The sequence below is a fragment of the Nocardia sp. NPDC004278 genome (assembly GCF_053602975.1).
Map to the genome: position 1 here is coordinate 69,403 of NZ_JBSGEQ010000029.1, position 16,136 is coordinate 85,538.

Sequence of the window (16,136 nt, forward strand, 5' to 3'; positions counted from 1 at the left end):
CCGTTCCCACCTAGGCAATCCTGATAAGATGGCCGCGATCTCATGAATGGATCTACTCCGCGTGTCCGTTGGATTCTGCTCTGCTGCGCGAAAAGAGTTCTGCCATGCCGTTGGATGATGCCGATAGGTCGGAAGACTTCAATAAAGATGCCTTCGCAAAGGACCCATACAGCAGGATGATCGCGTTTCTGAGACAGCGATACGGGACTTGGGAAAGACAACCCAGAGACCTGGATCATCATTTCTTCACGGTAAGATTCTCGTTCCCGGAAGAAGTCGGGGGTGGCTGGCCTGAGGGATCGGTCGATCTATATTTCCAAAAGTCGAATCTGTATCTTCGGGGCTGGACAGTTGACCGTGAAGACGCCGATGTTCGGTTCATGGCGGCCTGGGATAATCAGGAATGGGCTCAGGGAAATTGGTCGACGGCCTTGGCGAAGCTGCCGTATCGCGGTAGGGGATATCTGGGCGCGACGCCTGCTGAAGGCAAAATCTATGTTGATATTAGTTACTCCAGGGGTAATGACAACGCGGGTGACTTGCTCTCGAAAGACCGCTTTTTCAAAGATATTCGAGTATTGCACAGGTATCTGTCCGGCCTGAATCGCACGCTACACGGTGATTATCGTAGGAACGCTCTGTCGAGAGGTCTGGAGGAAGTAACAATGTCGCTGCATCGACTGGCGCGAATGACATCGGAGATGGCGCGTTTCGATGGGTACCGTGATCATCTCGGCAAGAAATGGGTGCGCGGAATTCCTCTGGGCAATCAACCGCCGTCGAATTATTGTTGGGGGGAATTCAAAGGTGACGATAAAAATAAAGTCGAAATAAAACGAATGCCGCCATTCTATCTGATAATAAGAGACTGGGAGGCACTGAGTAAAGCTGCGGATGGCACGACCGCGGGATTTCGTCGCGGAAGTTGTTGGGTCAGCCGCCCGATGGCCATGGAAGCTCTGGGCAATTCGGGGGCACGATGGAAGAGCCGGTCATGAATGATTCGCCGCAAAAACAGTCCGCGCTCGATCTGAACGCTTTGAGAGAGCATTTGATCGGGTTGGGCGGGGTGCCGGTTCTCGAGTCGTCCGATGATCAGTTGCCCGATCAGTTACGAGATATGCTGGGTACCTTCGCCGGCTGTGAGATCCAAGCCGCCGGGGGGTCGCTGGCTCCGGAACTCACCGGGGGAAAGTCACTGACGGTTTCCGTCTCATGGACCGAGCAGGCTTGGCCAGCGGGTGCAGCCCCCGCCACGACCGTGACCGGGATGGCGGTCACGGTTTTGCAGGACGGCACGGTCACCTGCGTGCTGAGTGGCAAGTTCGATGGGACGCCAGTGTTTTCCACACTCACCGCGAACGAATCCGGTGCGTTGCGTGCAGCCGTGCGGTCGGTGCAGGCCAAGGCGTTCACCCTGGCCACGCTCGTCGAGCTACTCGTCAAGGATCGGTTGGCGGATCTGCAGAAAGGGCTGCAAGATCTGAAGCTCACCCTGGGTGAGGTTCTGGGATTCGACTATCGCTTCGAGAAGAAGGCCGATGCGACGCCGATCACCTATGTGGTCGCATCGACAGGGGTCACCGCCGAGCTTCCGTTCCCCAGCGATGTCGACTTGGTCGTTGCGCTGTGGCTGGAGGACAAGTACATCACCGGTAGTTTGAAGCCGGGTGTATCGAAAGACGCGATCGATGTCTCGCGTCTCCTCGATGGATTCCGTCTGCTGACACCGCAGGTGCCGATCGGTCTCAAGATTCGGGAGCTGCGTTTCAGCGGCGGGTTCGGCGGTATCTACGAGCTGTCGATGGATTTCGACAGTACTTGGAAGATAGTCGATTTCGCGATCGAAGAGCTTTCGATGACGCTGGCCTACAGCCCGGATGAGGGGACCGTCGGCCGGTTTTCGGGAACGGTGAACATCGCCGGGTCGATCCCCATCGAGATCACTGCGGCACGCACACCCGGCGCGGACGGCGGCTGGATGTTCGAAGGTGGCATCCCGGCGGGCGAGGCCGTCACAATGGCGGCGTTGCTTCCGGCACTGAAACTGAAACGCGCTGTACCCGAGCCGATTTCGAGCCTGAAACTGACCAGTTTCTGGCTTTCGCACAAGGCCGGTAGCAAGGAGTTCCGGTTCACCTGTGTCGGCGACATCCGCATTACCGACACGCTCACCGCGTCGATCGGTGCCACCATTACGCGCACCGAGAGCGACGCCCAGTACGGCGGACGCCTGATCGTCGGCAGTTTCGAACTCGATCTGCTCTTCGACACCAAGGGCAGCACCCAGACCGTGATCGGTGCCTACACCAACGTGGGTACCGGTGCGCAAGTGGATCTTCGGGAGTGGGTCGGTGAATTCTCCGCCGATCTGGCGGTGGTGGTTCCCGAGGGGCTGCGGGTGGGTCTGCGCGATGCGAAGGTCATCCGAGCGAAAACCACGGCGGGACAACCGAGTTTGCTGGTCGGGTTCGATCTGGGTATGAGCCTGGATCTGGCGAATCTGCCGTTGGTGGGTGGCTTCTTGACCTCGATCGGGACGCTGAGCATCGACGATCTCCAGGTGCTGTACAGCACCGGTGCCGTGGATTCCGCGACGGCCGACTCCGTCAACACGCTGCTCAGGATTGCCGAGGTGCAGTCGATACCGGCCGGGGGGCTGAAGGCCGGTCCAGCTGTTCAGGCGACGTTGATGCTCGGTGGCGAACCAGTCCCCGTGGCTCTGGGTTTGCCTGCGGCGGCCAGTGCGCCGCAATCGGTGGTTCTGGCCGCGGGTGCCGCGCCCCCGTCGAATTCGCCGAGTGTGTGGGTGCAGGTGCAAAAGCAGCTCGGTGTGTTGCAGGTCGATCGGATCGGACTGATCTATCAGCACAATGCGCTGCTGTTCGCGCTCGATGCCGCAGTCAAGCTGGGGCCGTTGACTTTGAGCTTCGATGGTCTGGCGGTGGGGTCGCCGCTGGACAAGTTCGAGCCGACGTTCGCGCTGTCGGGTCTGGGGGTGGCGTTCACCAATCCGTCTCTGACGGTTTCCGGTGCGCTGCTGCATGTTCTGAATCCGCCGAAGGGTATTGATTTCCAATACGACGGTGCCGCTGTCGTCGAGACGCAAAAGTTTTCGCTGTCCGCGGTCGGGTCGTATGCGCAACTGTCCGACGGCAAGTCGTCTGCGTCCGACGGCAAGCCGTCTCTGTTCGTCTTCGCGCAGCTGGATGTGCCGATCGGTGAGCCGCCTCTGATCATTACCGCGCTGATGGCCGGTTTCGGCTTCAACCGGGACTTGAAGATCCCGTCTGCCGCGGAGGTTCCGAACTTCCCGTTGCTGGTGCTGGACAAGCCGGGCCAGAAGGCGATGGATGTCCTCGACGTCTTGGAGGGTCGTAAGCCGGCCGCACCGGGTGCCACACCAAAGGAGTGGATTGCGCCGCGGGAAGGCAACTATTGGCTGGGCGTGGGCGCGCAGCTGACGGTTTCCGAGGTGGTGACGGCGACCGTCGTGCTGGCCGCCGAGTTCGGCCACGACCTGATTTTCGCCATGTTGGGAACCGCGATTCTGCAACTTCCGTTGAAGGACGAGTCGGCGGAAATCTATGTCTATGCCGAGCTCGGTCTCGAAGCCACCCTGCGGCCGATCGACGGTATCGCGCAGGCGCAGGCTCAACTGTCGGCGGCATCCTACGTTCTGACCAAGGATTGCCATCTCACCGGCGGTTTCGCTGCTGGCTTGTGGTTCGGCTCGAATCCTCATGCGGGACAGTTCGTTTTCACCCTCGGTGGGTATCACCCGGCGTTCCAGGTGCCGTCTTATTTCCCGGCCGTCCCGCGCTTGGGTATCCGCTGGGCGGTCAGCAGCATGGTGTCGATCACCGCTGAGGCCTATCTGGCGGTGACCCCGTCGTGTGCGATGGCCGGCACGCACCTTCAGGTGCTGTATCAGTGGGGTCCGGTCCAAGCGTGGTTCACCGCGCAAGCCGATCTGCTGGTGTCGTGGCGGCCGTTCGCGTTCACCGCAGGGATCGGCATCGAGATCGGCGCATCGGTCACGATGTCCGTCTTGGGTGTCCAAAAGACGTTCTCGGTATCGGTCGGTGCCTCGCTGCGGTTGTGGGGGACACCGTTCGGCGGCACCGTCACGGTGAAGCTTCTCGTGTTCAAAGTGACCATCGCGTTCGGCGACAACGGTCGTGCACTGCCAGCCAAACCCCTGACGTGGCGAGAGGTTTCGGCCATGCTGCCCGCGCGGGACAAGGTGCTCGCGATCACTGTGGTGAGCGGGCTGGACAGCGGCATCCCGGATGCCGGGAGTTCGGGTGGTAAACGCTGGCTGGTTCGCGCACGCGACTTGCGTTTCACCACCCAGTCGGCGATCCCCGCGAGTCATCTGCGGATCGGTACCGCACCACTGACCCCGCAGCAAGGCGACGGTCCGGGCATCGACATCCGGCCGATGAACCGCACGGGTCTGGCCGGTGTGCATCGAATGACGGTGCAGCACAACGGAAGAGATATCAAGATCGACGGGTGGACCATCACCCCGGGCAAACACAATCTGCCCGCGTCGCTGTGGGGTTCACCGCCCTCACCGTTCGTCCACACGCCCGGCGGGCCCAGCGCCGATGTCGTCTCCGACCAGCAGGTCGGCTATCAGGTGCAGGCACCACGCCCGACGCTAGCACCGTCGCGCGGCGTATTCCCGCTCAGCACCTACGCATTCGAGGAGATCCAGCCCGGCCTGTCGCCGCTGCCGCAGCATCCCGCCGACAACGAGGACTATCTGTCCGCGCCCGACAAGAACGCGATGGCGGACCTTGCCAAGGCCGCGGCCGACCCGGCCAAGAAGAGCCGCGATCAGGTTTTCGCCGCGCTGTTGGCCGCCAAGCTCTACACCGGCGGCAACGACAACCTGGCAACCCTGGCCGCCGAGGCCACTCACCTGTTCGCTCAGGCGCCGATGGTCCAGAAAGCGGGGAACCCGTCATGAGTAGCCGCCCGCATCTCGCCCGTGACACGATTCCACCGGGCGATGTCGAACTGCACGACAACTATGTGCCGGGCCTGCAAGCCGGGAACTATTCGATCGAGGTCACCCATGATCTGTTGACGGGGACCGGTTCCGATGCTTCATCGATCATCGAGGACGGAAAGTTCCACGCCACACAGCAGTTCACGGTCCGCGGCCCGCAGATCTCGATCGATCCCGGCGCGGTGCTGGCCAAACAGCCGGCCGATTCCAGTAGCGGCCAGTTCGACAGGGTGTTGCCGCACGTGGTCCTGGGTGATCCGATGCTGCCGTGGGAGCGCACCATGGCCGCCAAGGACGGCACACCGTGGTTGGCGTTGCTGGTTCTCACCGAGGACCAACTGGTCGGTGCGATCACCGATCGCACCCGCACCATCAATGCCACCGTGCAAGATTTCCTCGCCAAGGACTCCAGCGTCCTCAAGCCCGCGCTGTCCCGCGAACCCGATATCGCCACCGACTCACCCTGCTGCTACATCCAGATCACTGCGGACGCCTTCCGCGCGGTGACACCGAGACTCACCGAGGCGCACTACCTTACGCACGCACGAGGCGCGAACACCGCCGACCGCCCGATCCTGGGCATCGCCGAAGACGGCCTGTTCTCGGTGGTTGTCGCGTCTCGATTCCCCACGGCGGGCGACGCCGCGACCGGAACCAAGAACATCGTGCACCTGGTCTCGCTCGAGGGTCACGAGAAGATGCTGGTGGACAACCCCAACTTCGGCGGGCACAGCTCGGTGGCACTGCTGTCGCTGTGCAGCTGGTCGTTCTGGTGCTACTCCGACCCGAAGGGCGACTTCCGCGAACTGGCCGAGGCTCTGGCGTGTCTGCCGAATTCGGCCACCCGCGCTCCGGCCGAACAGATGTGGCTCAGACTGTCCTCGCCCTACCCGGACACCACGAATTCCACTGCGCCACAACGCCAAGTGGCCCGCCGGCTCAATGACGGTTTCGTACCGCTGCCCTATTCGACGCGCTCGGGGGAATCCACGTACGCCTGGTATCGGGGTCCGTTCACCCCGGTCGTCCCGGCCGCCACACCGCGGGCGGCCACCGCGACCTCGTCGGACGCGCTCATCGGCTACGACCCGGCATGGGGCAGTTTCGATGTCTCTCTCGCGTCCGCATTCGAGATGGGAAGGGCTCTGGCCGTCAGTGATTCGGCGTTCGCGCAGGACCTCATGGTGCTGAAGCGAGCCGCACGCGGTGTGGCCGACAAGCTCTATCAGCAATACGTCAGCACGCATCTGCCTGCCGGTGCTGGCTCGTCGAGCGCGGTTGCGGCGTTCGGTGCCATGCTGGACGGCAATCTCATGAGCACGCTGGGCAAGGCACCCGCCAGGCCCAGTAAGGCGTGGACCCCGCCCGCACCTGTCGCGCCACCGCCGGATCCGCATGCCGCGCTTGCCGGCTTCCTCGACTCGCCGCAAACCCGAGCGGCCCTGCAATCCGCCATCGGACAGCCGCCGCTGTCGGAGCACCTCGCGCCGATCGCAGCCTGGCTCGGGCAGCGGATACTGCTCTACGGTGTGCCGTTCACCCAGCTCGTCCCGCAAGAGGCCATCCTGCCGGTCGAGTCGCTACGATTCTTCCACCTCGACTGGAACTGGTTGAACGCCTTGGTATCCGGTGCGCTGAGCATCGGATCACAGTCCAGCCGCGATGGCGTGCAGGATCGGATCGTCGGCGACTACGTTCGGGTGTCAGCGACGCAGAATGCCTTGGCGCATCGGGACGAGTCGCGTGGAGTGGCCGCACACCGTCCGCGTGGCTCAGCCGACGCCGAGGCGCCGCAGCGCATTTCTGGATTCCTACTGCGTTCGGCAATCGTCTCCGGCTGGCCGAACCTGGCGGTGCGCGGTTACGACCCTGCGGGAAAGCGCCTTCCGATACTGCGCATGGACCATCTCTCGCCGAACGTGCTGCTGTGCCTGTTCGAGGGCATCCCCTCCCTTGTCGAGCTGCGCGAGCCCCAGGAGGGGTTCCGCTTCGGTGTCGACGACGAGGGATACATCCCCTTGCGTAATCTGTTGCCGTCCAAGGATTCCAAGGGCTCGCACCTTGGCGATACCTTCCCTGATGACCTGAAGTTCTCGGTCTTCGACAACGTGCGGTCCGGCCTCGGCTACCGGGTTCTCGATCTGAGTCGCCTCGTGCCGAATCTCGAATCCGCACTCGCCGACGCTCACAAACGATCCGTCGCGCCCGTCGGCCCCGCCGACCTCGCCCTGCAAATGGTCCGGGCGCCCGAGGCGATCGGCTTCGAAGGCCCCGACCGCAGCTAAGGAATCAGCATGCGTCCCACCCTCGTAGTTCCCGTTTCACTCGATGCGTTCGTAGTCACCCAAGCCGTCCTGGACGAGGACACCTTCCGTATCTGGCGCGAAAGCTACACCGCCCTCGACAATTTCAGCAGTCCTGACCCCGACGAGGGCGAGAATCAGATCGGCGATCCGAAGCTCACCGGCAAAGGCGTCCACCTGCATTGGACGCTGCCGCGCGGTCTGCGCCACGGCATCCAGGATCAGATGACCGGTGAGCTCACCTTCCCCGTGGTTCCAAACCGCTGGCTGCTCACCCGCTTCAGCGGCACCAACCCGCGCAAGGCCAAGAGCTGGGTGATCGAAAGCGACTGCCCGCACAGCATATGGTCCGAGGACGCGAAGAACGGCGGACATGATCTGGCGTACTCCACCAACCATGTGATCGGCGAGTCGACCAGAACCGCGTGGGGAGCCAGTCGCGACCCCTACCGCAAGAATGCCAGTCCCACCACGGTGGCCCTCGGCACCTACCGTGTCCCGATCGGAATGGCGTTCGACGCACACGCCGCTGGATCGTGGAAGGAACGCGCCGCCACCGACCCGCTGTTCCTGACCGCCATCGGCGCGGGCAACCCCTACTTTCCTTCCTACACACCGCACAACAGCAATATCTTCTCCTTCATCGACGACCTCGCCGACGTTCCCGCGGCGGACACGCTCGGCTATCACGTCGTCGGCTGGTATTCGAATCCGAGCGCCGACGTGCTGGCGACACTGCCGTCCGGGTTCACCTATCCGGAACTGCTGGAGCGGCTCGAATGGCTGGACCCGCGCCTGACCGGGAACCCCACCCAGGACGCCAAGGTCACACCGGCCACCCGCAGCCTGTACTCCGGAAATGCGCTCACCGTGAAATGGGACCCAAAATCTGCACCGCAAAGTCCGTTGCGGCAGGTCCGCAACGGCGGTGCTCTCGACGCCGCGATCGGCAATACCACCGAGGATGCCTTCGCTGCCCTCGCCGGCCGCGCCATGAACGGCGTCGCGCCCCTGGATCCCGCCGAAATGCAGCTGCTGCGCGCATTCCTGCACGGCGTCCTGCCGCTGGCCGACCAGAGCGGAGGAGACGCGCTGGTACAGCGCAGCATTCGCAATTCCTGGTTCGACGCCTCCGGCGGGGGATACCACTGGACGCTCACCCCACCGCCGTCACCCGAGGGCGCACCCCGCACCATCGTCGCCCCGAACTGGCTCGACAGACTCAACGACACCCAGCGTGCCCTGGACGAGAAGCTGGGCGAGTTGGCCTCGGCGCAGTGGCGGCTGAATGCGTTGTGGCTCAAGCGCGGTCAATACGACTGGGTGGATCCCGAAGAGGACGGCACGCCCGACCCCGACGAAATGGACGCCGAACTCGACCCCGAACAGCCCGGGCTGGCGCACACTGTGCGCCGCCTGATCATCGAGGCGCGCGATCTGGCAAACGCTGTGCCGCAACCGGATCCGAGCAGCACGCACGCGACAGCGCACGCGGCCATGCAAGCCGGCATCGGCTCCTTCGCGCAGGCCCGTAAGATACCGGAGGGCGCGAATCTGAAGGCGATCCCGAAAACACCGTTCTGGCGACCCAACAACCCAGTGGTAGCACTGTCGGGGATACAACCGTCGAGCGATGTCATCGGAGACGACGAGCCCTTGCCGGTACGGACGGTGGACGACCACGGTTCGAGCCTGATCACCCGGGTCACGGTGTCGGGCAAGGCAATTACCGCCACACCTGGTCAAGGTGCCATGCCGGGATTCCCCAACAGCGCGGCACTGCCGGACACCGTGCTGGCGCTGCTTGCGGAGTACTTCCTGCTCGATCCCGGTAACGCCGCCGCATTGGCGGCTGCCGCGAAGGTGTCCGCCGATGCCGTCACCGCCGTCCTCACCGCGCACAAACCGGCCGACTACACCGGAACCCTGCCCGCACTCGGCCTGCAAGCCTGGACGCAGCCGTGGGAACCGCTGTTCATGGAATGGAAGACCCGCTACCTGCCCATCCCGTATCTCGTCGACAAGCAACGATGTTGGACATTCGACGGCACCGACTACCGCTTCACCCCCGGCAAAGCCGAGATCCCCGACCCCGACGAACCCGTTGTCATCAAGGGTATTTCGGGTCTGAGCCCGCATCCGCGCAGCATGTTCGCCGCCCGCCTGGAGAAGTTCGTCACCGACCACGGCACCGCCGAGCAGCACGAGCAATTGACCAAATGGATTGCCGCCGTGGGTGGTTGGGGCTTCCTCGCCCAGGAGATGACCGGCTTCAACGACCGCCTGGCAGCCCGTGACCCGCGCGCCTTCCGCCGCCCGGTCGCCGCAGACCCCGACGAACGCCACATCGCCGAACTGGCCGGCTACCCCGACGCCGCCACCTCCGACGGCCTCCCCGTGCGCTACCTCGGGCGCATCTCCACCGTCCCCTACCTACCCGGTGGTGACGACGCCCCCTTCCACGAAACCCGCCAGGGCCAAATCTATTTCGAACAACTGTTCCTCTACGACAAGTTCGGTCGCGTCCTGGATGTCGTCAACTCCGACCCCAAATATGCCGGCCTGTTCGACTACAAGAACTTCCCGGTCGTCGTCGATGACGCCTTCGCCGCCGACACCAAACTCGACCCCGACATCGAGTCCATCGCGCAACTCCCGCCGCGTCTGCTGCAACCGGCCCGCCTCGACTTCGACCTCCTCGACGGCATGACCGGCACCCGCATAGTCGGCACCGACGCCGAAGCCAACCCCATCGGCGGCTGGCTGCTGCCCAACCACCTCGACCACAGCCTGTTGCTCTACGACCCCGCCGGCGGCCTGCTCGGCACCTACCGGCTGCTCACCACCGGCGGCCATTGGGAACCACCCCCGGACGCAACCCTCACTACCCTCGAGCAATTGGCTGTCCGCGCCCCGGTCGTCGCCGGCCTCATCGGTTCCCCGCAACTCGCCAACGCCGACAATTTCACCGAGTTCCTGGACGTCATCGACCAAACCCTCTGGAGCGTCGACCCCCTCGGTGCCCGCCCCGACCACAACCTCTCGGTCCTCATCGGCAGACCCTTGGCCCTCGTCCAAGCACAACTCCGCCTCCGCCTCGACGGCGTCCCGATCTTCCCCACAGGGTGGGGCGCAACCCTGAAACTCCCGGAGTCGGAATTCACCAAGCACGATTTCGCCGTCCGTCTGGGTGACCAGTGGGCCCGCGACGACGGCCTCGTCGGCTACTTCACCACCGACACCCACGGCGCGTACCGCTTCGACCACTTCAACAGCGTCGCCGTCCCCGACGGAAAACAACACTACGCCAACCAAATAGGCCCTCTCGGCCCCAGCACCAGCCCCTCGGGAACGAACTACCTCCAACTCACCTTCGCTGCCACCACCCCCACCAAACTCCTGCTCCTGATGGATCCGCACGCAAAAGTCCACGCCGTCACCGGCATAACCCCCACCGCCGAAATCTCGATACCCCCCGGCCATATCCAAGCCCCCCTCGACCACATAGAGGCCCTCTTCCACATAGGTCCCCTCGTCTCTGTCCCCGGCACAGACAAATCCATCGCTTTCCCCCAACCCAGCGAAAAACACGGCACCTGGACCTGGCTGCAACCTGCTCCGAAAAACACCTGGATTCCTCATTCCCTTGCCTCGGTGGTACCCGATGCCCAATTCCCCAACGCCCCGACCACAGCCATGGACGGCCTGCTCCGCTTCACCACCAACCTCGACGACCCGAAACAGGACCACTGATGCCAACCAACCCGACACCCCCGCTGCTCACCTACCGATTCGCCACCAACCCGACGCCCCTGCAAGCAGACGGCACGAGCCGCATCGCGATCTCGGTCCTGAAACCCAAGACGCCTGCGGTGTACTGCACATCGATCCAGATCAGCGTCCCCAAGAACGACGTCGATGGAAATGCGTATTTCGCAGAGGAACCAGAATGGTCGTACAGCAGCGCGAATTGGGAACCCAGCAGCAATGTCGATCCCGGAGATGAGGGCGAAGAGTCCGGAGCTCTGTACTGGCGGAAAAAATTCACGTCGCTACAACCCGGAAAATCCTTCGATTCGCAATTCGATATCGGTTTGAAAGGCACGGTGAGCAATACGGGACCGCTCGCCTGCGAGGTGCTCGAAATGTCGGCGACCAGCGGCACCGCGAAATCCGTGCTCAGAAAACGCACATTCACTCTCGGTGTCGAGCCGCAAACCCTCTTCATCAACAATTTCCTGGCGTTCGGATATGGCGGCCCAACCGCCCCGAAAACCAAGTTCCAACTCGACGAACCCATCGGACTCGCATGGGAAAGCAACGGCACCCACTTCGTCATCTACGACGGGTCCGGGAAAGTTGTCTTCGACGACTCCGCAACCGAATGCATCCTACAGAAAAACCCCCCGCCAAAGCATCCTGCACAAAAACCCCCTACCAACGACACCACCTACACTCTGCGCGCCACCCTCACCCCCGGATCGACGTTCCCGAACAATTTCGAACCCATCTACCAATACGCCACTATCGCCGTCACAATCGAGAACCCCACCCTCACCGGCCTCACCGTCACTGGCGACACGGAGCTGCAGGGCGACCTCACACTCATCGGCAGCCTCCAGAGCGATCTCACGGTTACCGGCAAAACACAACTCCAGGGCACGCTCGACGTCCGCGATTACGCCTGGTTCTGGGAACGCCTCGAGATCCATGCCCTCCACTATCAGGACCGTGTCGTCGTAGTCACCAGCAGTGGTCTGGAAGTCAATTCAGAGCTCTACGTTCAAAATATTGCCACCTTTGATAAGGACATCCATATCAAGGGAGATATTGAGAAGAAGTACAGCTAATACTCCAGCCGGACTTCGTGATCGATGCTGCCGCTGGTGGTGGTCGGGCTGGACGTGGGGCGGCCACCGCATAATCATGTCGTGTTTGTGTGTGACACAACTGAATTGGCGGTGGCCGTGGGTCACGGCGTAGCGTCTGATCGCTGGCAACGGGAGTTCGAGGAGCTTACTGGTCGGGTCGGTGGCCGGTTCGTGCGGGTGGAGACTCGCCGTACCGCGGCGCGGATGCTGGACGGGATGGTGTCGGAGCTGCCGAGCAAGAACTGTTGGACCCTCGCCGAATACGCCGGTGACCGGTCTCCCGACGCTATGCAGCACCTGCTCGCGTCGGCGGTGATCGATGACGACGGGCTGCGAGATGACCTGCGCAACTATGTCATCGAGCATCTGGGCGATGCCGATGCCACGCTCGTAGTGGACGAGACCGGCGACCTTAAGAAGGGCGTGTGCACCGTCGGTGTCCAGCGCCAATACACCGGCACTGCAGGCAGGATCGAGAACAGTCAGGTCGCGGTATATCTCACCTACGCCACGACCGCCGGGCACGCTTTCCTCGACCGTGCCCTCTATCTGCCGAAATCGTGGACCACCGACCAAGCTCGCTGCCAACAGGCGGGCATCCCGGACCAGGTGCGCTTTGCCACCAAACCGGCCTTGGCGAAGCACTTGATCATCGACGCTCTCGACGCCGGTGTCCCCGCGCCCTGGGTGACCGGCGACGAGGTCTACGGCGGCGACCCAAAACTGCGTTCCGCGATCGAATCCCGTGGCACCGGTTATGTTTTCGCCGTCAGCTGTGACCATCGGGTCACGACCGCGACCGGCCGTGCCCGCGCCGACATCTTCGCCACGACGTTGCCGAAGCGGGCATGGCAGTCGATCTCGGCCGGTGACGGCGTCAAGGGCCCCCGCGTCTACGACTGGGCCTGGATCGAGATCAGCCCCGACGAGGACAACGCCGTTCCCGGATACCGCTGGCTGATGATCCGCCGCAACCAGCGCACCGGGGAACGGGCCTACTACCGTTGCTGGAACCGCGAACCGGTGCCGCTGGCTCGTCTGGTGAAAGTGGCCGGCCGGCGCTGGTCGACGGAGGAGAACTTCCAAACCGCGAAGACACTGACCGGGCTCGACCAGCACCAAGTGCGGGGTTGGCGATCCTGGCACCGCTGGACCCTGCTGGCCATGCTCGCCCACGCCTTCCTCACCGTCCTCGCCATCGTCCACCCAGCCGACGAACCCTCCACCGGCCTAATTGCCCTGACTCGCAATGAAATCCGTCACCTGTTCACAACACTGGCACACATCCCCGTCCGCACCGTCGCCCACCGACTGAGCTGGTCACTCTGGCGCCGCCGACACCAACACCGCGCCCGAACCAGCCATCACCAGCGCCGATCAGCCGAACCGCCGCAACGAAGCCCCAGCGCGTATCGTGGCCGACCGTGACACCGGACGCCGCCCGCGAATTGCTGCTGTTCCACAGCGGCGCACATCCCGACGTTCACGATCCTCGCTGGGAGCAAGGGTTTCTCGGCATGCTTCGCCCTTACGACGGTTTGCACGAGGAAAATTTCCATTCCGTGATGGCTTGCCTGCGGGCCCTCACAGACGATCTGCAAGGTGACAACGTCGACCGCGGGGTGGTAGGAGCCCTCTGGGGAATCTGTCACTTGGGCCGGGCGTGGGGAGTACGGCCCGGGGGCATGCTGCGTAGCAACAACCTCATTACCGACGAAGATGTCTCCCGGCTGGAGAGCTGGATCGAACAGATCTCCTACACCACCTTCTGCATCCTCGACGGTGCGATCAACGAGGCATTCGACCTCTACGACCGAGGCATCTGACCCCGGACATCAAGCGCTACTCGCCAACCTCACGAAGTCCGGCTGGAGTACTAACGTCGGCGTCTGTTCAGTTGCGCCATGAGCTCGCGGTTGGCCGTTTGCGCGCCATCGAGATCTTCCTCGCGTTGCAGGGCCGCACCGGCGAGCAGGTCGCCGCCGAGCTGGGGTGTCGGCGGCGACGCTTTACAACTGGCGCCGCCAGTACGGTGGGATGGACACCGGCGCGGCCATGTAGCTCGAGGATCTGCGGGAACAGAACGCCCGACTGAAGCGGCTGTTGGCCAGAATCCGAGCTGGACAAGGACGCGTTGCGGGAGATCGCCAAGGGATAATGGTGAGCCCAGCGGCCGGACGCCGCGTCGTGGACATGCCCACCGAGGTGATGGTTTGTCGGAACGGTTCGCGTGCAAGGTTGTTGGGCTGCTGCATCGATGCACCTATAGGTGGTTGCCGACCGCGCAGATTCCGGCCGGCCCGGACGCCGGTCTGCGGGGCGAACAAGAAGATCCACCGGCTCTGGCGCGAGGAGGGCCTGCAGGTACGCATGCACACACCACGCAAGCGGTCCGGGTGCTCGTCGGTGCCGCCGGTCGAGGCGGATGCACCGAAATTGGCGTGGCCGTTGGACTTCCAGTTCGACTCCACCGTCGACGGCAAGGCGGTGAAGATCGCGTCTATGTTCGACGAGCGCACCCGCGAGTCGCTGCTGCACCTCGCGGAGCGGTCGATCACCGACGAGCGTCTGGTCGCCGCTGCACGACCTCGGCCCGATCGATGTCCGCATAGGTGCGCAGATCGCCGCGTTGCGCGCCGCCCACCGTCCGCGAAAAGTAGTGTCCGGCAAGCCGTCCGGCGTATAGCCACACATCCCCAATCGCCCCATGTCCGGTAGGACCTGGGCGGCAGCCACTCGATCTTGTTGCGGCCTCGGCCGTGGCTGTAGGTAGCAGGGGTTTCGCCGCCCGACCGGGACGAGGCCCGCCGCCCGGACATCGCGGGCGGCGTCCCAGCGGGGCCGACCACTGCGGTATGTTCGTGACCGGGCGCCTACGATTTCACAGCTTCGCCGTCATCGGCAGAGTGGTCATTGACCGGTTCCATACAAGGGAATCCTATCGCTGGCCCCTCTCCGAAGCACGGAATAGCTAGGTTGGCTAACGGATATTGCTCGGCCGCCGATAAAGCTGTCGACAACCTGACGACAGATCGCGGCATCACCGAAGTTCGTGTTCGACTACGACCTGCTCAGGAGTTGCATTGGCACGGCAATTTCGCACCCACAGACCCGTCGGATCGCACGCGCGGGCGGCATTGACATCGACCACCGCCGCGCTGGCCTTGGCGCTGAGCGTCGGTCTCGGCACCGCGACCGCGCGGCCCGTCGGCCCGTTCGACGTCGGCGGCGCCATCGAGGTCGAATACGACCAGGTGGGCGGTCCGGGAGCGCTCGGCGATCCGACGACCCCGGAGCTCGATGCCGCCAATGGCGGTCGATATCAGGCGTTCGAGCGCAATGCCTCGATCTACTGGCATCCCGATACCGGCGCCAATGAGGTCGGTGGCGCGATCCGCGACAAATGGCGCGACCTCGGCTGGGAAACCGGGGCGCTGCGCTACCCGGTCACCCGACAACAAGCCACGCCCACGGGATCCGGTGCCTACAACGTTTTCCAAGGCGGATCCATCTATTGGTCCGTCGGCACCGCCGCGCACCAGATCGGCGGCGCGATCCGCGATAAGTGGGGGGCCTACGGCTGGGAGAGCGGCGCGCTCGGGTTCCCGCTCACCGATGAGGCGGCCACCCAGCAGGACAATGGGCGCTACAACCTGTTCCCCGGTGGCGCGATCTACTGGTCCGCGCGCACCGGAGCGCATGTCGTCTGGGGCGCCGTCCGCGACCTGTGGGTCTCCAATGGCGGAGAAGCCGGGCGCTACGGGCTCCCGACCGGCGAGGAATACGACTACGAGGGCGGCAAGGCGCAGGATTTCCAGGGCGGTCGGATCACCTGGCAGCCCTAGCCAACCGAGCCGGTGCGGTGTGGCGCTTCCCTTGCGCCACACCGTATTTCGTCATCTCGGTGGATCAGGTCAGCTTCCCCTCGTAGCACAGGCCGGG

At 63.6% G+C, this 16,136-nt stretch carries 8 protein-coding genes and 1 pseudogene; all 9 read left to right on the forward strand.

Features of this window, described 5'->3' with window-relative positions:
• Positions 1-104 precede the first annotated feature (104 nt).
• The 9 genes and pseudogenes from ACWEO2_RS33540 (at position 105) to ACWEO2_RS33580 (ending at position 16,039) form a co-directional block, all read left to right on the forward strand.
• On the forward strand, positions 105-998 hold the full coding sequence (locus ACWEO2_RS33540) for a hypothetical protein (protein WP_452409010.1): 894 nt from the start codon (positions 105-107) through the stop codon (positions 996-998).
• Positions 995-4,978 carry a DUF6603 domain-containing protein gene (locus ACWEO2_RS33545; protein ID WP_452409011.1) on the forward strand — a complete coding sequence of 1,328 codons (3,984 nt, stop codon included), beginning with the start codon at positions 995-997 and terminating at the stop codon, positions 4,976-4,978. Before ACWEO2_RS33540 ends, ACWEO2_RS33545 begins: the two co-directional genes overlap by 4 nt.
• Positions 4,975-7,305 (forward strand): hypothetical protein, encoded by a 2,331-nt coding sequence (locus ACWEO2_RS33550; protein WP_452409012.1) that lies wholly within the window; start codon positions 4,975-4,977, stop codon positions 7,303-7,305. The genes ACWEO2_RS33545 and ACWEO2_RS33550 overlap by 4 nt, the downstream gene beginning before the upstream one ends.
• Before the next feature lie 9 nt (positions 7,306-7,314).
• Complete coding sequence (locus ACWEO2_RS33555; RefSeq protein WP_452409013.1) at positions 7,315-11,076, forward strand: hypothetical protein; 3,762 nt, start codon at positions 7,315-7,317, stop codon at positions 11,074-11,076.
• On the forward strand, positions 11,076-12,173 hold the full coding sequence (locus ACWEO2_RS33560) for a hypothetical protein (protein ID WP_452409014.1): 1,098 nt from the start codon (positions 11,076-11,078) through the stop codon (positions 12,171-12,173). The genes ACWEO2_RS33555 and ACWEO2_RS33560 overlap by 1 nt, the downstream gene beginning before the upstream one ends.
• A gap of 111 nt (positions 12,174-12,284) precedes the next feature.
• Positions 12,285-13,622, forward strand: a complete 1,338-nt coding sequence (locus ACWEO2_RS33565; RefSeq protein ID WP_452409051.1) for an IS701 family transposase — start codon at positions 12,285-12,287, stop codon at positions 13,620-13,622.
• Positions 13,619-14,020, forward strand: coding sequence for a hypothetical protein (locus tag ACWEO2_RS33570; RefSeq protein WP_452409015.1), 402 nt, complete (start codon positions 13,619-13,621; stop codon positions 14,018-14,020). The genes ACWEO2_RS33565 and ACWEO2_RS33570 overlap by 4 nt, the downstream gene beginning before the upstream one ends.
• A 160-nt stretch (positions 14,021-14,180) precedes the next feature.
• Positions 14,181-14,255: pseudogene (locus ACWEO2_RS33575) on the forward strand (transposase); the annotation flags it as partial.
• A 1,022-nt stretch (positions 14,256-15,277) separates the two neighbouring features.
• Positions 15,278-16,039 carry an LGFP repeat-containing protein gene (locus ACWEO2_RS33580; protein ID WP_452409016.1) on the forward strand — a complete coding sequence of 254 codons (762 nt, stop codon included), beginning with the start codon at positions 15,278-15,280 and terminating at the stop codon, positions 16,037-16,039.
• Positions 16,040-16,136: the final 97 nt, after the last annotated feature.